The organism is Cupriavidus gilardii (assembly GCF_013314895.1).
Classification (GTDB): Bacteria; Pseudomonadota; Gammaproteobacteria; order Burkholderiales; family Burkholderiaceae; genus Cupriavidus; species Cupriavidus gilardii_C.
Window position 1 is genome coordinate 1 of sequence record NZ_JABTYE010000040.1, and the last position, 22,130, is coordinate 22,130.

Consider the following 22,130-nt stretch of genomic DNA (forward strand, 5'->3'; position numbering starts at 1 on the left):
GCTGGGGGAGAGGGAGGGGCGCTGGCAAGCGCTGAAGGCGTCGGCAGAACGACCGCTTTCCCTCTCCCCGACCCCTCACCCGCAAGCGGGAGAGGGAAGTAACCCAAACCGCAGGACAGCAAGCAAGGAGACCACCATGCAAGACCCGATCGTGATCGTATCCGCGGCCCGCACGCCGATGGCCGCATTCCAGGGCGAGTTCGCCAGCGTCACGGCGCCGCAGCTTGGCGCCACCGCCATCCGCGCGGCGATCGAGCGCGCCGGCATCCAGCCGGAGCAGGTCGAGGAGGTGGTGTTCGGCTGCGTGCTGCCCGCGGGACAGGGCCAGGCGCCGGCGCGCCAGGCCGCGCTGGGCGCGGGGCTGCCGCTGTCGGTCGCCTGTACCACCGTCAACAAGATGTGCGGCTCCGGCATGCGCGCCGCGATGACGGTGTACGACAGCCTGGTGGCCGGCTCGTACGAGATCGCGGTGGCCGGCGGCATGGAGAGCATGACCAATGCCCCGTACCTGATCCCGAAGGGGCGCGGCGGCTATCGCATCGGTCACGGCATGATCTATGACCACATGATGCTCGACGGGCTGGAGGACGCCTACGAGAAGGGCCGCGCGATGGGCACCTTCGGCGAAGACTGCGCCGCCAAGTACGGCTTCACGCGCGAGGCGCAGGACGCCTTCGCGATGGAGAGCGTGCGGCGCGCGCAGCAGGCCACCGAGCGCGGCGACTTCCGCTGGGAGATCGCGCCGGTCACGGTCGCGGCCAAGGGCGGCGACGTGGTGATCGACACCGACGAAGGCCCGCGCCGCATCAAGGTCGACAAGATCCCGTCGCTCAAGCCCGCGTTCGCCAAGGACGGCACCATCACCGCGGCCTCGTCGTCGTCGATCAACGACGGCGCCGCCGCGCTGGTGATGATGCGCGAATCGACCGCGAAGGCGCTGGGCCTGCAGCCGCTGGCGCGCATGCTTGGCCATACCAGCCATGCGCAGGCGCCGGGCTGGTTCACCACCGCGCCGGTCGAGGCGATCGCCAAGCTGTATCGCAAGCTCGACTGGAGCAGCGACAGCGTCGACCTGTTCGAGATCAACGAGGCCTTCGCCGTGGTGCCGATGGCAGCGATGCACGAACTGAAGATTCCGCGCGACAAGGTCAATATCCATGGCGGCGCCTGCGCGCTCGGCCATCCGATCGGCGCCTCGGGCGCGCGCATCATGACCACGCTGATCGGCGCGCTGCGCAAGACCGGCGGCAAGCGCGGCGTGGCCAGCCTGTGCATCGGCGGCGGCGAGGCCACGGCGGTCGGCATCGAGCTGGTGTGATTGCCGCCGGCCCGCACACAGAGCGAACGCAGGTCGAACGTACGTCGAACGCAACCCGAAGCCTTGTCCCTGAACCCCGACCCGACAGGAGGCTAGCTTGCCAACAGCACTGATACTCGGCGCCTCGCGCGGCATCGGCCTGGAATTCGTCCGCCAGTACCGCGCGGACGGCTGGCGCGTGATCGCCACCGCCCGCAGCGACGAAGGGCTGGCCGCACTGAAATCGCTGGGCGCGGAGGCGCACCGCGTCGACCTGACCGAGGCCGATCAGGTCGCCGGCCTGGGCTGGACGCTCGACGGCGAATCGCTCGACGTGGCGGTCTACAACGCCGGCGTGATCGGCCCGCGCACCGAAGGCGCGCAGCCCGTCTCGGTCGAGGAGTTCGACGACGTGATGCATGCCAATGTGCTGGGGCCGATGATGGCGCTGCCGCTGGTGCTGCCCTTCGTCGAGACCGGCCGCGGCGGCAAGGGCGGCGTGCTGGCGGTGCTGTCCTCGCGCATGGGCAGCATTGGCGCGATGGAAAGCAACCGCAGCTGGCTGTATCGCGTCAGCAAGGCGGCGGTCAACGCGGCGCTCAAATCGGTGTCGCTCGACGCGCGCCACGCCGTCTGCCTGGCGCTGCATCCCGGCTGGGTGCGTACCGACATGGGCGGTGCGAGCGCCGACCTGACACCGCAACAAAGCGTGTCCGGCCTGCGCCGCGTGCTGGCCGGCGCCACCGCGCAGGACAACGGCGGTTTCCGCAACTACGACGGCAGCGTGCTGCCCTGGTGAGATCTCGATGCTGCTCAGTCCCGAACAGGAAATGATCCGCGATGCGGTTCGGCAATTCGCGCAGGAGGTGATCGCGCCGCAGGCCGCGGCGTGGGACCGCGACAAGACCTTCCCCAAGGAGGTCCACCGCGAGCTCGCGGCGATGGGCACCTATGGCGTGGCCGTGCCCGAGGCGTACGGCGGCGCGGGTCTCGACTACCTGTCGCTGGCGCTGATCCTGGAGGAGATCGCGGCCGGCGACGGCGGCACCTCGACCGTGATCAGCGTCAACAACTGCCCGGTCTGCAGCATGCTGATGGCGTTTGCCAGCGAGGCGCAGAAGCAGCAATGGCTGGTGCCGCTGGCCAGGGGCGAGATGCTCGGCGCGTTCTGCCTGACCGAGCCGCATGTCGGCTCCGATGCCGCGGCGCTGCGCACCACCGCGACGCGCGACGGCGATCACTACGTGCTCAACGGCGTCAAGCAGTTCATCACCAGCGGCAAGCACGCCGATGTGGCGATCGTGATGGCGGTCACCGACAAGACTGCCGGCAAGCGGGGCATCAGCGCCTTCCTGGTGCCGACCGATACGCCGGGCTATGTCGTCGCCCGTCTGGAGGACAAGCTCGGCCAGCATTCGTCCGACACCGCGCAGATCGTGTTCGAGGATTGCCGCGTGCCGGCCGCCAATCTGCTGGGCGAGGAGGGCGCGGGGTACAGGATGGCGCTGTCCGGCCTCGAGGGCGGGCGCATCGGCATCGCCGCGCAGAGCGTCGGCATGGCCCGCGCGGCCTTCGAGGCGGCGCTGGCCTATGCGAAGCAGCGCGAGAGCTTCGGCCAGCCGCTGTTCGCGCATCAGGCGGTGCAGTTCCGCCTGGCGGACATGGCCACGCGCATCGAGGTCGCGCGTCAGATGATCTGGCACGCCGCCTCGCTGAAGGACGCCGGCCGGCCCTGCCTGAAGGAAGCCGCGATGGCCAAGCTCAATGCCAGCGAGATGGCCGAGGCGGTCTGCTCGGATGCGATCCAGGTGTTCGGCGGCTATGGCTATGTCAGCGACTTCCCGGTCGAGCGGATCTACCGTGACGTGCGGGTCTGCCAGATCTACGAGGGCACCAGCGACATCCAGAAGATGCTGATCGCGCGGGCGCTGGCGTGAGCCGCGCACGCGCGATGTTGTTCGAAGTCTCTGCCGTACCCTTCGCCGTATCGTTTGCCGTAGGCGTTTGCCGTAGGCGTTCGCCATAGGCGTTTGCCTTTACCGCTCGGGACCTGATATGACCGCTGCCGCCATCGACTTCTATTTCGATTTCTCGTCGCCCTACGGCTACTTTGCCAGCACGCGCATCGACGACCTCGCGCGGCAGTACGGCCGCAACGTCGCCTGGCATCCGATCCTGCTCGGCGTGGTGTTCAAGACGACGGGCATGGCGCCGCTGCCGCAGATTCCGCTCAAGGGCGACTACAGCTGGCGCGATTTCGAACGCACCGCACGTCACCACGGCATCCCTTACCGCCGGCCGTCCAGTTTCCCGTTGCCGACCACGCAGGCAGCGCGCGCGATGCTGTGGCTGCAGAATCATCATGCCGCCGACGTGGCGGTGCGCTTCGCCAAGGCGGTCTACCACGCCTACTTTGTCGACGACATCAACATCGCCGAGCCGGCCGAGCTGGTGAAGATCGCCGCGACGCTGGACATCGACGCCAACGCGATGGACGCCGGCGCAAGCAGCCAGCCGATCAAGGACCAGCTGAAGGCCGAGATGGAAGTGGCGATGGCCAAGGGCGTGTTCGGCTCGCCCTTCGTCATCGTCGATGGCGAACCCTATTGGGGCTTCGACCGCTTCGACCAGATCGAGGCCCTGCTCAAGAGCGGCACGCCCACCGAGTTGCGGGCCGTGCCGACCACCGATCTCAAGGAAAAGAAACCCGCATGACCCTCAGTGCTTCCCCCTCCCGTGAAGATCGTCGTTTCGATTGCGTGATCTTCGATTGCGACGGCGTGCTGGTCGACAGCGAGCCGATCGTCAATCGCGTGCTGAACCAGATGCTGAACGAACTGGGCATCGCGATCTCGCTGGAGGATTCGACCGCGCTGTTCCTCGGCCGCGCCGTGCGCGAGGAGCTCGACACCATCGAGCGCATGCGCGGCGCGCCGCTGCCGGAGAACTGGCTGTCGCAATGGCTGGCCCGGCGCAACGAAGTGCTGGAGGCCGAGGTCGAAGCCGTGCCGCACGTGCGCGACGCCATCGCCGCGATCGCCGCGACCGGCATGCCGCTGTGCGTGGCCTCGGGCGCGGACCGCGTCAAGGTCAAGCTGCAGCTCAAGCGCACCGGCCTGCTCGAGCTGTTCCAGCACGACGCCGACGGCGTGCAGCGCGAGCATGTGTTCTCGGCCACCGAGGTCGAGCGCAGCAAGCCGGCGCCGGACGTGTACCTGCTTGCCGCGCGTACGATGGGCGTCGAGCCGTCGCGCTGCGCGGTGGTGGAAGACAGCCCCGCCGGCATCACCGCCGGCGTGGCGGCCGGCATGACGGTATTCGGCTATGCCGCGCGCAACGATGCCGCGATGCTGCGCGAGGCCGGCGCCCACACCATCTTCACCGACATGCGGCAACTGCCGGAGCTGGTGGCATGAAGCAAGCGGCAGCGGCAGCGGCTTCGCACGAAGGCGCCTGCCCTTGTGGCGGGGCCAGTGGGGCCAGTGGGGCCAGCGGCGCCAGTTATGCCAGCTGCTGCGGGCGGTTTCATCGCGGCGACGCGCTGCCCGAGACCGCCGAACAGCTGATGCGCTCGCGCTACAGCGCCTACGTGCTGAACGACGCCGATTGGCTGCGCCAGACCTGGCATCCGTCGACCTGTCCGGCGACGCTGGAGCAGGATCTGGCGCACGACAACGCCGGCCCGCGCACGCAGTGGCTGGGCCTGTCCATCGTGGCGAGCGAGCAGCAGGACGACACGCACGCCGAGGTGGAGTTCGTCGCCCGCTACAAGGTCGGAGGCCGCGCGTCGCGGCTGCATGAACGCAGCCGCTTCGTGCGCGAGGCGCGCACCGGCGGCGAAGCGCCGCGCTGGCTGTATCTGGATGGGGAGATCCGGGGGCAATCGCGATGAGCCCCGAGTCCGGACGCTGAATTACGAAGTTCCCGAATGCCGTCGTTGCCGGATTCCGAACCGCAACGCATCCATCGCAACGCATCACAAGATCAGGAAGAGACAGACACGATGCCCACGCTCGAATCCAAACTCAATGCCCGTTCCGAGGCGTTCAAGGCCAATGCCGAGGCGATGCAGGCTCTGGTCGCCGACCTGAAGGCAAAGATCGCGCAGGTCGCGCAGGGCGGCGGCGAAGAGGCGCGCAACAAGCATCTGGCGCGCGGCAAGATGCTGCCGCGCGAGCGCGTGCAGCAGCTGCTCGACCCGGGCACGCCGTTCCTGGAACTGTCGCAGCTGGCGGCGTACGACATGTACGACAATGCCGCGCCCGGCGCCGGCATCATCACCGGCATCGGCCGTGTGGCCGGGCAGGAATGCGTGATCGTGTGCAACGATGCCACGGTCAAGGGCGGCACCTACTACCCGATGACCGTCAAGAAGCATCTGCGCGCGCAGGAGATCGCCGAGCAGAACCATCTGCCCTGCATCTACCTGGTCGATTCGGGCGGCGCCAATCTGCCGAACCAGGACGATGTGTTCCCCGACCGCGATCACTTCGGCCGGATCTTCTACAACCAGGCCAATCTGTCGAAGATGGGCATTCCGCAGATCGCCGTGGTGATGGGCTCGTGCACCGCGGGCGGCGCCTATGTGCCGGCGATGAGCGACGAGTCGATCATCGTCAAGAACCAGGGCACGATCTTTCTGGGCGGTCCGCCGCTGGTCAAGGCGGCCACCGGCGAGGAGGTCAGCGCCGAGGACCTGGGCGGCGCCGACGTGCACACGCGGCTGTCGGGTGTGGCCGACTACTTCGCGCAGAACGACGCGCATGCGCTCGGCCTGGCGCGCAATATCGTGCAGCACCTGAACCGCCGCAAGCCGGACCAGATCCGGCTGCATGCGCCGGTCGAGCCGCGCTATCCGGTCGAGGAGCTGTACGGCGTGATCCCGACCGATACGCGCAAGCCCTACGACGTGCGCGAGGTGATCGCCCGCATCGTCGACGACTCGGACTTCGACGAGTTCAAGGCGCGCTACGGCACTACGCTGGTGTGCGGCTTCGCGCGGATCTGGGGCTACCCGGTCGGCATCGTCGCCAACAACGGCATCCTGTTCTCGGAATCGGCGCTCAAGGGCGCGCATTTCATCGAGCTGTGCTGCCAGCGCAAGATCCCGCTGGTGTTCCTGCAGAACATCACCGGTTTCATGGTCGGCCGCAAGTACGAGAACGAAGGCATCGCCCGCAACGGCGCCAAGATGGTGACCGCGGTGGCGACCGCGCAGGTGCCGAAGTTCACGGTGATCATCGGCGGCTCGTTCGGCGCCGGCAACTACGGCATGTGCGGCCGCGCCTATTCGCCGCGATTCCTGTGGATGTGGCCGAACGCGCGGATCTCGGTGATGGGCGGCGAGCAGGCCGCCAGCGTGCTGGCTACCGTGCGGCGCGACGGCATCGAGGGCCGAGGCGGCAGCTGGAGCGCGGAGGAAGAGGAGGCCTTCAAGCGGCCGATCCGCGAACAGTACGAGCACCAGGGGCATCCGTATTACGCCAGCGCGCGGCTGTGGGACGACGGCGTGATCGACCCCGCGCAGACCCGCACGGTGCTGGGCCTGGGCCTGTCCGCGAGCCTCAATGCCCCGATCGACGAGATGAAGTTCGGCGTCTTCCGGATGTAAGCGATGTTGCGTCGTTGCCGCGCGCGCGGTGCCTGCAATGCCGCCGAGTTCGTGCCGTTTGCCCGGCTGGTCGTCTGCGTGGTGGCATGCATGGCGTGGATGCCGATGCCGGCCGGCGCCGCGCCGCTCGAGGAGACCTGGTCGGTGCCGGTCACGGTCACCGACGCGCACGGCCGGCTGGTCACACAACGGATCGTCGTCACCGCGTTCCGCGAGCCGGGCCGCCAGCGTTATCCGCTGCTGGTGCTGAACCACGGCCGCGCGCCCGATCCCTATGCGCGCGCCCGGCTCGGGCGCGTGCGGCTGGCCGAGCAGGCCGCGTACTTCGCCTCGCTCGGATTCCAGGTGCTGGTGCCGACGCGGATCGGCTATGGCGCCAGCGGCGGCGACGATATCGAGAACACCGGCAGCTGCACGCGCAAGAACTATCGGCCCGGCTTCGAGGTCGCCGCGCAGCAGATGCTGCAGGTGATCGAGATGGCGCGCTCGCGACCGGAGATCGACGTCTCGCGGGTGGTGCTGGTTGGCCAGTCGTTCGGCGGTGCGGCGGTGATCGCGCTGGCGGCCAAGAATCCGCCTGGCGTCCGGCTGGTGCTGAACTTCGCCGGCGGGGGCGGCGGCGATCCGCGGCTGCATCCGGGCGAGCCGTGCGCGCCGGAACAGCAGGCCGCGTTGTTCGCCGAGTACGGCCGCAGCGCGCGCGTGCCGACCCACTGGATCTACACCACCAACGACCGCTACATGGGCCCGTATCCGGCGCAATGGTTCGACGCCTTCCGCGGCGCCGGCGGCGTGGGCAAGTATCACGCACTGCCGGCCTTCGGGCAGGACGGCCACCAGTTGTTCGCGCGGGGCCTCGCGCGCTGGAAGCCGCTGGCCGAGCAGGCGCTGCGCGATGCCGGCTTCGAGCCCAGGCCCTTGAATCGGCCCGCCGCTGCGAACGCTGCGCGGCGATAGCCGGAACGCCAACCCCATCCAGAACTGCAAGGAGACCACGATGGAATTCACCACCCTGACCGTGACCGTCGAGCGCCATGTCGCCACGGTGACGCTGAACCGCCCCGATGTGCGCAACGCCTTCAACGAGACCGTGATCGCGGAGCTCAGCGGCGCATTCCGCGCGCTGGGCGATACGCCCGACGTGCGCACGATCGTGCTGGCCGGCCAGGGGCCCGCGTTCTGTGCCGGCGCCGACCTGAACTGGATGAAGAAGATGGCGGGCTACTCGCATGACGAGAACCGTGCCGACGCGCTGCAGCTCGCCCAGATGCTGCACACGATCTGGGCCTGCCCGAAGCCCGTGATCGCGCGCATCCACGGCGATACCTATGCCGGCGGGGTCGGCCTGGTGGCGGCCTGCGATATCGCCGTGGCGGCCGACCACGCGCACTTCTGCCTGTCCGAGGCGCGCCTGGGCCTGCTGCCGGCGACGATCAGCCCGTACGTGATTCGCGCGATGGGCGAGCAGGCGGCGCGCCGCTACTTCATCACCGCCGAACGATTCGATGCGGCCGAGGCGCTGCGACTCGGCTTCGTGCATGCCGTGGTGCCGGCCGACGCGCTCGACGCCAAGGTGGCCGAGCTGACCGCCGCGCTGGTCGCCAACAGCCCGAACGCGGTGCGCGAAAGCAAACGGCTGGTGCAGGACATCGCCGGCCGGCCGATCGACGACGACCTGCTGGCCGATACCGCCGAGCGCATTGCGGCGATCCGCGCCTCGGACGAGGGACGCGAGGGCGTGCGCTCGTTCCTCGAGAAGCGCAGCCCGTCGTGGCGGCCGGCTTGATGTCGTCGATGTGGCCGATATCGTCGATGCCCGCGATGCCCGCGATGCCCGCGATGCCCGCGATGCCCGCGATGCCGCCGGCGGCGATGTGCGCAGATGCGCGCGCAACGGCGTGCGATCGCGATTTCATCGGTGAAATCCGCCGAAACTGATGCGAACACGCCGGTAACGCGCAAATCGCCGACCGTTTGCCAAGCCTGCAAGGACCTTTCTACCATGCGTTCTCCCAATCCAGCCACGCTTGCCGCGCCGCCGGGGTCTTCCCGGAACGGCGCGCACGCGGCTGGCCAACCATGGAGGACTCCCTTGCATACCCAGTCCTTGCACACCGCCCGCTCCGATCCGCCCGCCGCCCCGGCGCGGCCGGATGGCAACGGGCTCGCCGCGCGCAGCCTGCGCGCGGTATGGCATCCGTGCACGCGCCTGCGGCCCGGCGGCGATCGCCCCCCGCTCGCCGTGGTTCGCGGCGAAGGGGCGTGGCTGTTCGATGACGAAGGCCGGCGCCTGTTCGACGCCACCAGCTCGTGGTGGGTCAATCTGTTCGGCCATGCCAATCCCGCCATCAACGCCGCGCTGAAGGATCAGCTCGACACGCTCGAGCACGTGATGCTGGCCGGCTGCACGCACGGCCCGGCGGTCGAGCTGGCCGAGCGCCTGTCGGCGCTGACCGGAGGCGCGCTCGGCCATGCGTTCTACGCGTCGGACGGCGCCTCGGCGGTCGAGATCGCGCTGAAGATGAGCTTCCACTACTGGCGCAATACCGGGCTGCCGGGCAAGCGCGAGTTCGTCTGCCTGCGTCACGGTTATCACGGCGAGACGGTCGGCGCGCTGGCGGTCACCGATGTCGCGGTGTTCCGCGATGCCTACGATCCGCTGCTGATGCGCGCCCATGTGGTCATGTCCCCCGACGCGCGCCAGGCCGAGCCGGGCGAATCGCCGCGCGACGTCGCGCAGCGCGCGCTCGATCGGCTCGAAGCACTGCTGCAGCAGCGCGCCGCCAGCATCGCCGCGCTGATCGTCGAGCCGCTGGTGCAATGCGCGGCCGGCATGGCGATGCACCACCCGGTCTATCTGGATGGCGTGCGCGCGCTGTGCGACCGCTACCGCGTCCATCTGATCGCCGACGAGATCGCGGTCGGTTGCGGGCGCACCGGCACCTTCTTCGCGTGGGAGCAGTCGCGCTGCAATGAGGCGGGCGACGACGCCCCGCTCGGCGCGCAACAGTGGCCCGATTTCCTGTGCCTGTCCAAGGGCATCAGCGGCGGTTATCTGCCGCTGTCGCTGGTGCTGACGCGCAGCGCGATCCAGCAGGCCTTTGTCGCCGACGAGCTGTCGCGCAGCTTCCTGCATTCGCACTCGTACACCGGCAATCCGCTGGCCTGCCGCGCCGCGGTGGCCACACTGGACCTGTTCGCGCAGCAGGACGTGCTGGCGATGAACCAGCAACGCGCGCAGTGGCTGGCCGAAGGGCTGGCCGGCCTGGCCGCCGATGCGCGGTTGTGCCACGTGCGCCAGCGCGGCCTGATCTGGGCTGCCGACCTGCGCGAGCCGTTTGCCATCGAAACGTTCGCCGCCGACTTCCATCGGGCCGCGCTGGAGCGCGGCGTGCTGATCCGGCCGATCGGCAACACGCTGTACGTGATGCCGCCGTACGTCTTCGACGCGCCGCTGGCCAACTGGCTCGGCGAGCGTCTGCTGGCCGCGCTCGACAGCGTGGTCGCGCCGGCCGGCCCCGGCAAGGAGGCGCGCCATGCTGCTTGATCGACTGGCCCAGGCCGCCGCCGAGCGCGAACGCCAGGCGTTGACCCGCACGCGCCGTATCGCCCATACTCCGTGCGCGCCGCGACAGACCGTCGGCGCGCTGCTGCACGACGGCAGCGAGGCCGCGCCCCGCGCCTTGCTCGGCTTCAGCAGCAACGATTATCTGGGCCTGGCCAATCATCCGGCCATCGTCGATGCCTTTGCAGAAGGCGCGCGGCGCTGGGGCGCCGGCAGCGGCGCCTCGCATCTGGTCACCGGTCATGGCCTTGCGCACCACCGCCTCGAGACCGAACTGGCGCGGTGGTACGCCGACTCGATTCCGGACGCGGCCGCGCTGTACTTCTGCACCGGCTACATGGCCAATCTGGCGGTGCTGACCGCGCTGGGCGGCGCCGATGCGACGCTGTTCTGCGAGGCGCTGAACCACGCCTCGCTGATCGACGGCGCGCGGCTGGCCCGCGCGAGCGTGCAACGCTACCCGCATGGCGATGTGGCCGCGCTCGATGCGCTGCTCGCCGCCAGCGCGTCGCCGCTGAAGCTGATCGTCACCGACGGCGTCTTCAGCATGGACGGCGATGTCGCGCCGCTGGCCGAACTGCTGAGGCTGGCCGAGCGGCACGATGCCTGGCTGGTCGTCGACGACGCCCACGGCTTCGGCGTGCTCGGCGAACGCGGCCGCGGCGTGCTCGAGCAACTGGACCTGTCGTCGCAGCGGCTGGTCTATATCGGCACGCTCGGCAAGGCGGCCGGCGTGGCGGGGGCCTTCGTCGCCGCGCATCGGCTGATCGTCGAGCATCTGGTCAACACCGCGCGCACCTATATTTTCACCACGGCGGCGCCGCCGGCGGCGGCGCATGCGCTGTTGACCAGCCTCGCGCTGATCGAAGGCGACGAAGGCGCGCGGCGACGCGCGGCGTTGCGGCAGCGCATCGCCGAACTGCGAACCGGTCTCGCGCCGATGGCAATGCAGGCGGGCTGGCAGCTCGCGGACAGCGCGACGGCGATCCAACCGCTGATCGTCGGCGACAACGCCGCCGCCTTGATGCTGTCGGCCGGGCTGGAGCAGGCCGGCATCCGCGTCGGCGCGATCCGTCCGCCGACCGTGCCCGAGGGCACCGCGCGGCTGCGCATTACCTTGTCTGCCGCGCACGGGGAAGCGGATGTCGCGGCCTTGCTGGCGGCGCTGGGTGCGCTGGCGGCGCAGGCCGATCCTTCATGCAGGGAGGCCGCATGAGCCGACTCTCTGCATTCGCGTGCTTCGTCACCGGCACCGATACCGGGGTCGGCAAGACGCACGCCACGGCGGCGCTGCTGCATGCGCTGGCGTCGCAAGGCCGCACCGCGGTCGGCATGAAGCCGGTGGCCAGCGGCTGCGAGTGGCGCGACGGCCAATGGCATAACGACGATGTCGCGCAACTGCGCGCGGCCAGCAGCGTCGACGTGCCGCTGGCGCAGACCTGCCCCTACCTGCTGCGCACGCCGTGCTCGCCGCACCTGGCAGCGGAGGCCGACGGCGTGCGCATCGCGCCGGAACCGATCGAGTCCGCCTTTGCCGCGCTGCGCACACAGGCCGACGCGGTCGTGGTCGAGGGCGTCGGCGGCTTTCGCGTGCCGCTGGCCACCGGTCCCGACGGCTGGGATACCGCCGACCTCGCGGTCCGGCTGGGCCTGCCAGTGATCCTGGTGGTCGGCATCCGGCTCGGCTGCCTGAACCATGCGCTGCTGACCGCCGAGGCGGTACGCGCGCGCGGGCTGCGCCTGGCCGGCTGGATCGCCAACCGGGTCGATCCGGAAATGCTGCTGGCCGACGAGAACATCGCCACGCTGCGCGGCGCCTTCGACGCGATCGACGCGCCCTGGCTCGGTACGCTGCCCTGGCAACTGCCTCCCGATCAAGCCGCGCACCGCCTCGATCTGGCCGCGCTGCTCGACCCCAAACGACATCCCGGCGACGTGACTGACGCATCGTGCGTCCGCGCCGCCTGACAACAGAATTCGCACCGACATGACCACCATCGCCACCATTTCCGCCGATTCGCTGCGCCAGAGCGCACGCCAGCAAGCCGCGCCGGCCAGCAACGCCGACACCAATGCCCGCTGGACCGTCGACGCCGTCGCCGCGTTGTTTGCGTTGCCGTTCAACGATCTGCTGTTCCGCGCGCAACAGGTTCACCGCGAGCACTTCGACGCCAACACCGTGCAGCTGTCGACGCTGCTGTCGATCAAGACAGGCGGCTGCGAAGAGGATTGCGGTTATTGCCCGCAAAGCGCGCACCACGATGCCGGCCTCAAGGCCGAGAAGCTGATGGGCCTCGACGAGGTGCTCGACGCCGCGCGCACCGCCAAGGCCAACGGCGCCACGCGCTTCTGCATGGGCGCCGCGTGGCGCAGCCCGAAGGACCGCCATCTCGAGCCCGTCATCGAGATGGTCCGCGAGGTCAAGGCCATGGGGCTGGAGACGTGCGTGACGCTGGGCATGCTGCGCGCCGAGCAGGCGCAGCGCCTGAAGGACGCCGGCCTCGACTACTACAACCACAATCTCGATACCTCGCCGGAGTTCTATGGCGAGATCATCAGCACGCGGACCTACCAGGACCGCCTGGACACCATCGGCCATGTGCGCGAGGCCGGCATCAACGTCTGCTGCGGCGGCATCGTCGGCATGGGCGAAACGCGTGAGGCGCGCGCGGGCCTGATCGCGCAGCTGGCCAATCTCGATCCGTATCCCGAATCGGTGCCGATCAACAACCTGGTTCAGGTCGAGGGCACGCCGCTGGCGGGCACCGCACCGCTGGACCCGTTCGAATTTGTCCGCACCATCGCGGTCGCGCGCATCACGATGCCGCGCGCGATGGTGCGCCTGTCCGCGGGCCGCGAGGCCATGGACGAAGCGTTGCAGGCGCTGTGCTTCCTGGCCGGCGCCAATTCGATTTTCTACGGCGACAAGCTGCTGACCACCGGCAACCCCCAGGCCGAGCGCGACCGCGCGCTGCTGGGCCGGCTCGGCATCCGCGCGGAAGGACACGCGGGATGACCCTGCCCACCCGGCTTGCATTTCCCGTCGTCCGCGCGCAGGCGGGGGCCCAGTGGCTTCCCGAAGCCGCTGGGCGCCCGCGTTCGCGCGGACGACGGGAGCGCAGCCGATGTGGGCCACGCCAGGAGCACGGTCGCCGTTCCCCATCCAACAAGGAGGAGCCATGTTCACCAAGATCCTGATCGCCAACCGCGGCGAAATCGCCTGCCGCGTCGCCGCTACCTGCCGGCGTCTCGGCATCCGCACTGTCGCGGTCTATTCCGACGCCGATGCGCAGGCGCGCCATGTCGCCTACTGCGACGAGGCCGTGCACATCGGCGGTGCCGCGGCGCGCGACAGCTATCTGCGCGGCGACCACATCATCGAGATGGCGCGCGCGACCGGCGCGCAGGCGATCCATCCCGGCTACGGCTTCCTGTCGGAGAACGAGGGCTTTGCCGAGGCCTGCGCCGCGGCCGGCCTGGTCTTCATCGGGCCGCCGGCCTCTGCGATCCGCGCGATGGGCAGCAAGAGCGCGGCCAAGCAGCTGATGGAACGCGCGGCGGTGCCGCTGGTGCCGGGCTATCACGGCGAGGACCAGGACCCGGCGCTGCTGCGCCGCGAGGCCGATCGCATCGGCTATCCGGTGCTGCTCAAGGCGAGCGCGGGCGGCGGCGGCAAGGGCATGCGCGTGGTCGAGGACGCCGCCGGCTTCGAGGCGGCGCTGGCCTCGGTCAAACGCGAGGCCAGCGCCAGCTTCGGCGACGACAAGGTGCTGGTCGAGAAGTACCTGACGCGGCCGCGCCATATCGAGATCCAGGTGTTCGCCGACACGCAGGGCAACTGCGTCTACCTGTTCGAGCGCGACTGCTCGGTGCAGCGGCGCCATCAGAAGGTGCTGGAGGAAGCCCCGGCGCCGGGCATGACGGAAGAGCGCCGTCGCGCGATGGGCGAGGCCGCGGTGGCGGCGGCGAAGGCGGTGGGCTATGTCGGTGCCGGCACCGTCGAGTTCATCGCAAACCAGGACGGCTCGTTCTACTTCATGGAGATGAACACGCGGCTGCAGGTCGAGCACCCGGTGACGGAGATGATCACCGGCCAGGACCTGGTCGAATGGCAATTGCGCGTGGCCGCCGGCGAGCCGCTGCCCCTCTCGCAGGACCAGCTGCGCATCGACGGCCATGCGCTCGAGGCGCGCGTCTATGCCGAGAACCCGGACAAGCAGTTCCTGCCCTCGACCGGCACGCTGCGCTACCTGCGCACGCCGCCCGCGGTGCAGTTCATGCGCGGCGAAGACGTGCACGGACCCGCCGGCGTGCGGATCGATTCGGGCGTGCGCGAGGGCGATGCGATCAGCCCGTATTACGACCCGATGATCGCCAAGCTGATCGTCTGGGGCAAGGACCGCGCCGAGGCGCTGGCGCGCATGCGGCAGGCGCTGGCCGCGTATCACGTGGTCGGTCTGTCGACCAATATCGCGTTCCTGCAGCGGCTGGTGAGCTCCGCGCCGTTCGCCAAGGCGGATCTCGATACCGGCCTGATCGCGCGCCACGAGGCCACGCTGTTCGCACCCCCGGCGCCGGTCGGCATGGAGCTGATCGCGCTGGCGGTGGCCGCGCTGCTCGATGCCGAGGCGCGCGAGCGCCGCATCGATGCGGCCGATCCGCATTCGCCGTGGACCCATGCCGGCCCATGGCGGCTGAACGCGGGCGCCCAGCGCGCACTGCGCTTCGCGCATGGCGGCGACACGCTCGAGGTCACGCTGCAGGCCGACGCGCAGGGCAGCACGCTGTTCTATGCCGACCAGGCCGCGCCGTTCCGCTCGCATTGCGCCGCCGACGATGTTCACGTCGACCTCGGCACGCGCCGCGCGCACGGACAGGTGCATCGCGACGGCGATGTCTTTCATGTGTTCGCCGGAGGGCGGCATGTCGCGCTGGAATGGCAGGATCCGCTGGCGCACGCCGGCGACGCGGAAGGCGAGGGCGGCAAGCTGACCGCGCCGATGCCGGGCAAGGTGATCGCGGTGATGGTCCAGGCCGGCGCGAACGTCACGCGCGGCACGCCGCTGCTGGTGATGGAGGCGATGAAGATGGAGCACACCATCTCCGCGCCGACGGACGGCGTGGTCGGCGAAGTGCTGTATGGGGTCGGCGACCAGGTCGGCGAGGGCGAGCAGCTGCTCGGCTTCGAGGCCAAGGCGGGCTGAGGCACGTGCGGGCGCCGCCCGGTGTCCGAAACGGTAAGTGTGCCGCTCTTTCGCGCAAGCAAGGCGCCGATGTTCCTTCGAGAATGCCGTGTTGCCTTGTTTGTCGCGAGGCTCGTCATGACGGCGGGCGATGGTATTGGCGCCGTCGCCGGCGGCACCGCCCGCCGGCCTCGACGGTCCGGGGACCGGCGCGGTTCCCTTCGCGGCAACGAGGAAATCCGGACCCCCTTCCTCTTTGTCCAGCCCATGCCGCGATACCAACTTGAACCCTCTCCCCGGCTGCTCCCCTCGCATGCAGCGGGCGCAGTCCCCTCCACCGCCCGCAAGGCCGTCGATCTCGGCCAATTCTGGTTCAACGGCTATGCCGTTTCCATCCGGCTGCTCGGCAATGGCAAGCTGTGGGCGCAGCGCGTCGTCAAGCAAGCGCCGGGCGGCGATGTGCTGCAGAAAATCCTGTATTGGCTTCGAACGGTGTTCGATCTCGAGGGCGGACGCGCCTGGTATCTGAACGCGCGCGATGGCGCCGAGGTTCTCAGTCAGCGCTGGGCGGAATACCGCAACGATTCGCTGGATGCGTTCGTGCCGGCAGGCACGCAGTCCGCTGCGCCGGCGCCGGCGCCGGCGCAGACGCAGGCGCAGACGCAAGCGGGGACGACGAATCTGCTGTCGCTGCGCCATGCCGACCCGGCGCTGCGTTGCGTGATCGAGAATCTGAATCGGCGCGATCGGACGGCGTTGAGTCTGGTCCACAAGTCCATGCGCTTGCCGAAGGACTGCAACATGGACCTGGATGCCCGCAGGGCGATGCGGACGGCGAACGGCATCCGCACCCTGAAGGACCTGAAGGCGGTGGCGGCCGAGTACGGCCTGTGCGGTCCCGGTTCTTCCCGTGCGGGCAGGCTTTCGGCCGCGGACAAGGTCGGACTGCTCGGCGCGCTTGCGAGCCGCCTGGCCGCCCTCCCGGTGCACCAGCGTTCGGGCGCCGCGCGCCATCTGCTCGAACTGGCTGCCCGCCTGCCGGACGATAGCCGCCGGCAGGCGCAGCTGGCCTTGCTGATGCATTCGCACAGGGGCCAGCGGGCCGAGATCGAGGCCACGCTGGTGCCCGACAAGGCCGCCTATACGGCGCTTGCCGCAGCCTTGACGCCGACGCAACGGCAGCAAGGCTTGCGCGCGCTGACCGTGGCGTTCATGGCCTCGGCGGGTGTCGCGGCGGAAGCGCGAGCCAGGCGGTGGGACGAGTTGTTCGCCGATGCCGAAGCGGCCGTCGCTGCCGAGCCCACTGTGGCCGCGCATCGCTTGGCCGTTCTGGCAGGGTGCCTGAAGGAGATCGAATCCGGCGAGCTGGCAAACCGGCTGCTCATGTTGGGCGCCCGCGCGCTTGAACGTTGGCACACGCTGCGGCAGCAATTGGACCGCTTGCCCCGGCCCGCAGGCACCGTGCTGGCATCCGCCCTGGCGCGATGCCTGTGGTACTTCGACGAGGCGCAGCAAGAAGGCGCGACAGCGCTGGCGTTGCTGCAACAGTGGCAAGGCAATATCGCGCCGGGCAACCCAGACGAAGTCGAGCTATCGCTGGCGCTGCTGGGCCGGATCGCCGAGACCGAGCGGGCCGATAGCTGGTCGCGCGTGTGGGACCGCATCGAGGCGGACCGGCTGGTGGACCATGGCAAGGAAGCGGTGTATCAGCTGGCATGGGTGCCGGCGCAGGAACACTGGCCTCGGGTGATCCAATTCTGCCGGGATGGCATCGCGGCGTATCCCAGGCAGTGCGCCGACATGCTGCTTGCCTTGATCCATGTGGTCGACAAACGGCGAGAGGCAGACCCGTCGCCGGATACCGCCGAACTGAAATCGGCGCTTCATGAGGTGGCGCTGGACCTGCTCAAGTGCGGTGGACCGGCAGCCCCGCTGCTGCAGTGCCGGTGGATTCCCAAGGACCACTTGCTCGCGGCGATGCAGACCCATGTGCCGTGGCCCGACAGAGCACTGGTGCTGGCGCAGTGGCTGGAGACCGGCCCACTTCGAGACAATGCCGAGCAGGCGCTTTCCTCGCTGCTTCCCGGGCTGACCCCGGCGCTGAACGAACTCGTTGCGCTGACCCGCAATGGCGCCAGCGACGAGACCTGCGATGCCTGTACCCGTGCGTTGAGCGCCCTCGCAAGGCGGTGCGACGAAGCGTTGCTGGCCGGCGCCGAGGGGCTGAACACGGCGGTGCAGATGGCCGAGGCCCTGCTGCCGCTGGTTCGCGGCATGCGCAGCGACGACACTGCCCCGGCAGCGGCAGCCCTGGCGCAACTGGTCAACAGCCTCGCCCTGGTGGCGGCACAACGGCGGGACAGCGCTCACGAGCGGCGCATCGGGACGCTGCTCGAGCGCATCTGGGCACTGTCGCGCCGGCTTCCGTCCACCGGCAGGCAGGCAATGCTTCAGGAACTCATTGCGCTGAAGGCGCCTGCGCCGCCGCCGAACGACACGCGCCGGAATCCCCATTTCTGGACAGAACAAACGCTGCGGCGCGCCGTTCAGGCCGTAGCCGACGATCTGCCGGCCGGCGCGGCGATCCTCGCCGATCTGGCCTCGGCCGAATTCATGGTGAATGGCGTCGCCAATTACGACGGCCACTTTGGCGACCTGAGAAAACGCATCTGGACCAAGGCCATGGCGATGCCCGACGAGCAGTTCGTCGAGGTCGCCGGGCAGATCGCAGTGTGGTTTGCCAAGGCGCCGCCCGGCGATGGGGAGCGACGTGCCTGGCGGGAGGCGAAGTCCGCTTTCTTTGGCAGGATCAAGGCCCTGCCCGCGGAGCCGTATCGTTCCGCTCGGGAGCGCATCGAATACTGGATGGCCCCGCTTTGAATCCGGCGCCGCGTCGCGTCCGCCGCGGAGCCGGCCCGAGCCGGGGACCCAGAGTCTGAGACAATACGCCGGAACAAGACCAAAGACGTGGAGAAGCGATGAAGTTGCAGTTGTACGTGCCGGATGGCCGCTATGCGCCGTGGATCGAGGGGTTTGCCGAGGCCCTGCCGGAGGCGCAGTGCGTGACGTGGGAAGACAGCCAGGGACAGGCGGTCGACTATGCGGTGGTCTGGCGCCCGCCGCTCGAGATGCTGAAAGGCCGCCAGGACCTGAAGGCGGTGTTCAATCTGGGCGCTGGCGTCGACGGCATCCTGCGGCTGCGCGACACCGATCCGGACGCGCTGCCGGCCGGCGTGCCGATCGTGCGGCTCGACGATGCCGGCATGGGCGCGCAGATGGCGGAGTACGTGACCCATGCGGTCCTGCGCTACTTCCGCCGACTGGACGACTATGCGGCCCAGCAGCAGGCCGGTACCTGGAAATTCCTCAAGCCGAATCGCCGCGCCGATTTCACGATCGGCGTGATGGGCGTCGGCACGCTCGGTGCGCATATCGCCCGCACGCTGGCTTCGTTCGGTTTCCCGGTGCGCGGCTGGAGCCGTTCGCCGAAGACCGTCGACGGCGTGCAATGCCATGCCGGCGAGGCCGGGCAGGCGGGTTTTCTCGATGGATTGCGCGTGCTGGTCAATGTGCTGCCGCTGACGCCGGAGACCGAGAACATCATCGACGCGGCGCTGCTGAACCGGCTCGCCAAGGGCGCCTATCTGATCAACGTCGCGCGCGGGCCGCATCTGGTCGAAGAGGATCTGCTGGCAGCGGTGCAGCAGGGCCAGATTGCCGGCGCCACGCTGGACGTGTTCCGCACCGAGCCGTTGCCGCCGGAACATCCGTTCTGGCGCGAGCCGCGCATCACCATCACGCCACATATCTCGGCGCTGACGCTGCGCGAGGACAGCATCGCGCAGATTGCCGACAAGATTCGCGCGCTGCGGGCCGGCAAGCCGATCGCCGGCGTGGTCGACCTGCAGCGCGGGTATTGACAGGCGCGCCACCAGAACCAGACCGCCGCCAGCGAGCGGCGGCCGCCACCAGACGAGGAGCAGCAATGAACCAGCCCAACTATGTGAAGATCGTCGAGGTCGGGCCGCGCGACGGCCTGCAAAACGAGAAGGCGATGGTCCCGGCCGACACCAAGGTCGCGCTGATCGACCGCCTGACCGAGGCCGGCTTCGTCAACATCGAAGCGGCCTCCTTCGTGTCGCCGAAATGGGTGCCGCAAATGGCGGACGGCGCCGAGGTGATGGCTCGCATCCAGCGCCGGCCCGGCACGCTGTATTCGGTGCTGACGCCCAACATGAAGGGCTTCGAGGGGGCGGTCGCCGCGGGCGCCGACGAAGTGGTGATCTTCGGCGCGGCGAGCGAGGCCTTCTCGCAGAAGAACATCAACTGCTCGATCGCCGAGTCGATCGCCCGTTTCGAGCCGGTGGCGGCGGCGGCCAGGGAGAAGGGCATCCGTTTGCGCGGCAGCATCTCGTGCTCGCTGGGCTGTCCGTATCAGGGCGAGGTGCCGGTCGCGGCGGTGGTCGACGTGGTCCGCCGCATGCGGGATCTCGGCTGCGATGAGATCGACATCGCCGACACCATCGGCGTCGGTACCCCGGGCCGCGTGCAGGAAGTGATGCGCGCCGCCGCCGCCGAATTTCCGCTCGATCGCCTGTCGGGCCACTTCCACGATACCTATGGTCAGGCGCTGTCGAACATCCTCGCCAGCCTCGACGTCGGGATCCAGATCTTCCATGCCTCCGTGGCGGGGCTCGGCGGTTGTCCCTATGCGAAGGGCGCGACCGGCAATGTGGCCACCGAGGACGTGCTGTACATGCTGCACGGCATGGGCGTGCGGACCGGCATCGATCTTGAGCAGGTGGTGCGCGCCGGCGATTTCATTTCGCAGGCCATCGGGCGCACCAACAACTCGCGGGTCGGCCGTGCGCTGCTGACCAAATGGGCTGCCGACAAGGCCGAGGGAAACGCCGCGGCCTGCGTCTGAACCGTGGCCCGCCACCCAACCCATATCGACAATCAGCGAAGCACGCGCGGAGACCGAAGCCCGATGCAGAACCTCGCCCAACCCTTGTCCCTTTCCGAGGCGGCCTCCACCGAGGCCGCCCTGCCTGAATCCGCCCGGCGCGTGGCGCGCCTGCTCGCCGAGCTCGGCCACGACAAGCCGATCGTGATGCTGCCCTCGACCGGCAAGACGTCGGCCGAGGCGGCGGCCGGCCTCGGCTGCTCTGTCGCCGAGATCGCCAAGTCGATCGTCTTCCGGCGGCTCGACGACGATGCGCCGGTGGTGGTGATCGCCAGCGGAAGCAATCGCGTCGACGAGGCCAAGGTGGCCGCGCGTGTCGGCGCCCTCGGCAAGGCCGATGCCCGTTTCGTTCGCGAGAAGACCGGCTACGCGATCGGCGGGGTCTGTCCCATCGGCCATGCGGTGACACCGGTGATGCTGCTCGACCGCGATCTGTTCCGCTATGGCAGCCTGTGGGCCGCCGCCGGCCATCCGCACGCGGTGTTCAATCTGACCCCGCAGGAACTGCAGGCGATCACCGGGGCAGAGGTGGCCGACGTGGCCGACGTGGCCCGGCAGGAGGCGGCATGAGCCCGGACCTGAAACCTGGCCTGGCATTCACCTGGCGCTATACCGTGCCGCCGAAGGCGACCGTGCCCAATCTCTACGACGACGTGCCGGGCTGCCCGGAGATGCCGGACGTGCTGGCCACCGGTTATATGGTCGGCATCATGGAATGCGCCTGCCTGCAGATGCTGCGCGAGTACCTGGACTGGCCGCGCGAGCAATCGCTCGGCACGCTGGTCAGCTTCACGCATCTGGCACCCACTCCGGCCGGCATGACGGTGACCGTCAAAGGCGTGCTCACCGCGATCGAGGGCCGCAAGTTGCGTTTCGAGCTGTCGGCATGGGACGGCGAGGACAAGATTTCCGAGGGCGTGCATGAGCGCCATCTGATCGACGCGGTACGCTTCAACGACAAGGTCGCGGGCAAGCGCGCTCGCGCCGGCGCGGCACGGCAATAGCGCGGCTGAGCACCGCACGACTTCGCTGAGCAGAACCGGCACATTCGTGCCAATGGCGAAAGCGATTTCGTCCCGTCTGTGGAGAATCGGCGTTTTCCTCGAACCACGGAAACGACCGAATGGCCATGGAACCCTCCGAAGCGGTGTACCGGTACCAAGCCGACCATGTCGTCAGCAAAGCGGCCGCAAACGCGCCGACCGACGTCCGCGGCGGCACGCCGCTGGTCATCGGCGCGTTCCGGTTCCGCGATGGCGGGCTGGTGCGGATCACGATGGAGAAGGGCGCGGTCATTCGGGCGACGCGGCTGGAAACGCCTCGCTTCGAATCGGCGTGGCAGCGGCTGCAGTATTGCCTGCGGTCGCTGTTCGGACTCGAAGGCGGGCGGCGCTGGACCGTCAAGCCCGTGCACGAGCGCGAGATCGCCAACGCGGCGTGCCACCTGACCATGGCCAGGCGGCAGCCGGCTCATCCGGCCCCACCCTCGGCCTCACCCTCGGCCCCAC

At 69.2% G+C, this 22,130-nt stretch carries 21 protein-coding genes; all 21 read left to right on the forward strand.

The annotated features are described in order from the left end of the window. Positions 1-136 precede the first annotated feature (136 nt). The gene (locus HTY53_RS23795) at positions 137-1,318 is read left to right on the forward strand and encodes an acetyl-CoA C-acetyltransferase (RefSeq protein WP_174109059.1); all 1,182 of its coding nucleotides are present in this window, start codon (positions 137-139) and stop codon (positions 1,316-1,318) included. A gap of 97 nt (positions 1,319-1,415) precedes the next feature. Continuing rightward, positions 1,416-2,096: an SDR family oxidoreductase gene (locus HTY53_RS23800; RefSeq protein WP_174109060.1), complete on the forward strand. Its 681-nt coding sequence runs from the start codon at positions 1,416-1,418 to the stop codon at positions 2,094-2,096. A 7-nt stretch (positions 2,097-2,103) separates the two neighbouring features. Beyond that, complete coding sequence (locus HTY53_RS23805; protein WP_174109061.1) at positions 2,104-3,234, forward strand: acyl-CoA dehydrogenase family protein; 1,131 nt, start codon at positions 2,104-2,106, stop codon at positions 3,232-3,234. Positions 3,235-3,352: 118 nt separating this feature from the next. Further along, positions 3,353-4,012: a 2-hydroxychromene-2-carboxylate isomerase gene (locus HTY53_RS23810; protein WP_174109062.1), complete on the forward strand. Its 660-nt coding sequence runs from the start codon at positions 3,353-3,355 to the stop codon at positions 4,010-4,012. After that, positions 4,009-4,713 carry an HAD family hydrolase gene (locus HTY53_RS23815; RefSeq protein ID WP_174109063.1) on the forward strand — a complete coding sequence of 235 codons (705 nt, stop codon included), beginning with the start codon at positions 4,009-4,011 and terminating at the stop codon, positions 4,711-4,713. The genes HTY53_RS23810 and HTY53_RS23815 overlap by 4 nt, the downstream gene beginning before the upstream one ends. After that, entirely contained in the window at positions 4,710-5,189 is a 480-nt protein-coding gene (locus HTY53_RS23820; protein ID WP_174109064.1) for a YchJ family metal-binding protein, read from the forward strand. The genes HTY53_RS23815 and HTY53_RS23820 overlap by 4 nt, the downstream gene beginning before the upstream one ends. 111 nt (positions 5,190-5,300) lie before the next feature. Next, positions 5,301-6,908, forward strand: a complete 1,608-nt coding sequence (locus HTY53_RS23825; protein ID WP_174109065.1) for a carboxyl transferase domain-containing protein — start codon at positions 5,301-5,303, stop codon at positions 6,906-6,908. Between the two features lie 3 nt (positions 6,909-6,911). Next, positions 6,912-7,865 carry an alpha/beta hydrolase gene (locus tag HTY53_RS23830; protein ID WP_174109066.1) on the forward strand — a complete coding sequence of 318 codons (954 nt, stop codon included), beginning with the start codon at positions 6,912-6,914 and terminating at the stop codon, positions 7,863-7,865. 40 nt (positions 7,866-7,905) lie between these two features. Continuing rightward, the gene (locus tag HTY53_RS23835) at positions 7,906-8,694 is read left to right on the forward strand and encodes an enoyl-CoA hydratase/isomerase family protein (protein WP_174109067.1); all 789 of its coding nucleotides are present in this window, start codon (positions 7,906-7,908) and stop codon (positions 8,692-8,694) included. A 10-nt stretch (positions 8,695-8,704) separates the two neighbouring features. Beyond that, complete coding sequence (locus HTY53_RS25000; protein WP_302480496.1) at positions 8,705-8,830, forward strand: hypothetical protein; 126 nt, start codon at positions 8,705-8,707, stop codon at positions 8,828-8,830. A gap of 185 nt (positions 8,831-9,015) precedes the next feature. Continuing rightward, positions 9,016-10,455: an adenosylmethionine--8-amino-7-oxononanoate transaminase gene (gene bioA / locus HTY53_RS23840; RefSeq protein WP_438820987.1), complete on the forward strand. Its 1,440-nt coding sequence runs from the start codon at positions 9,016-9,018 to the stop codon at positions 10,453-10,455. Further along, the gene (gene bioF, locus HTY53_RS23845; protein ID WP_174109069.1) at positions 10,445-11,689 is read left to right on the forward strand and encodes an 8-amino-7-oxononanoate synthase; all 1,245 of its coding nucleotides are present in this window, start codon (positions 10,445-10,447) and stop codon (positions 11,687-11,689) included. The genes bioA and bioF overlap by 11 nt, the downstream gene beginning before the upstream one ends. Beyond that, a complete protein-coding gene (gene bioD, locus HTY53_RS23850) occupies positions 11,686-12,441 on the forward strand; it encodes a dethiobiotin synthase (RefSeq protein ID WP_174109070.1) in 756 nt (251 codons plus the stop codon). Before bioF ends, bioD begins: the two co-directional genes overlap by 4 nt. Before the next feature lie 19 nt (positions 12,442-12,460). Then, on the forward strand, positions 12,461-13,489 hold the full coding sequence (gene bioB / locus HTY53_RS23855; RefSeq protein WP_174109071.1) for a biotin synthase BioB: 1,029 nt from the start codon (positions 12,461-12,463) through the stop codon (positions 13,487-13,489). A 163-nt stretch (positions 13,490-13,652) separates the two neighbouring features. Further along, positions 13,653-15,677, forward strand: coding sequence for an acetyl/propionyl/methylcrotonyl-CoA carboxylase subunit alpha (locus tag HTY53_RS23860; protein ID WP_174109072.1), 2,025 nt, complete (start codon positions 13,653-13,655; stop codon positions 15,675-15,677). A gap of 69 nt (positions 15,678-15,746) precedes the next feature. After that, the gene (locus HTY53_RS23865) at positions 15,747-18,536 is read left to right on the forward strand and encodes a hypothetical protein (protein ID WP_174109073.1); all 2,790 of its coding nucleotides are present in this window, start codon (positions 15,747-15,749) and stop codon (positions 18,534-18,536) included. Between the two features lie 98 nt (positions 18,537-18,634). After that, entirely contained in the window at positions 18,635-19,576 is a 942-nt protein-coding gene (locus HTY53_RS23870) for a 2-hydroxyacid dehydrogenase (protein WP_174109074.1), read from the forward strand. Positions 19,577-19,641: 65 nt separating this feature from the next. Then, complete coding sequence (locus tag HTY53_RS23875; protein WP_174109075.1) at positions 19,642-20,583, forward strand: hydroxymethylglutaryl-CoA lyase; 942 nt, start codon at positions 19,642-19,644, stop codon at positions 20,581-20,583. Between the two features lie 63 nt (positions 20,584-20,646). Beyond that, positions 20,647-21,192 (forward strand): YbaK/EbsC family protein, encoded by a 546-nt coding sequence (locus HTY53_RS23880; RefSeq protein WP_174109076.1) that lies wholly within the window; start codon positions 20,647-20,649, stop codon positions 21,190-21,192. Then, a complete protein-coding gene (locus HTY53_RS23885; RefSeq protein WP_174109077.1) occupies positions 21,189-21,626 on the forward strand; it encodes a thioesterase family protein in 438 nt (145 codons plus the stop codon). The genes HTY53_RS23880 and HTY53_RS23885 overlap by 4 nt, the downstream gene beginning before the upstream one ends. Before the next feature lie 125 nt (positions 21,627-21,751). Next, positions 21,752-22,130 (forward strand): hypothetical protein (locus HTY53_RS23890; protein ID WP_174109078.1); only part of this gene is annotated, 379 nt, incomplete at its 3' end.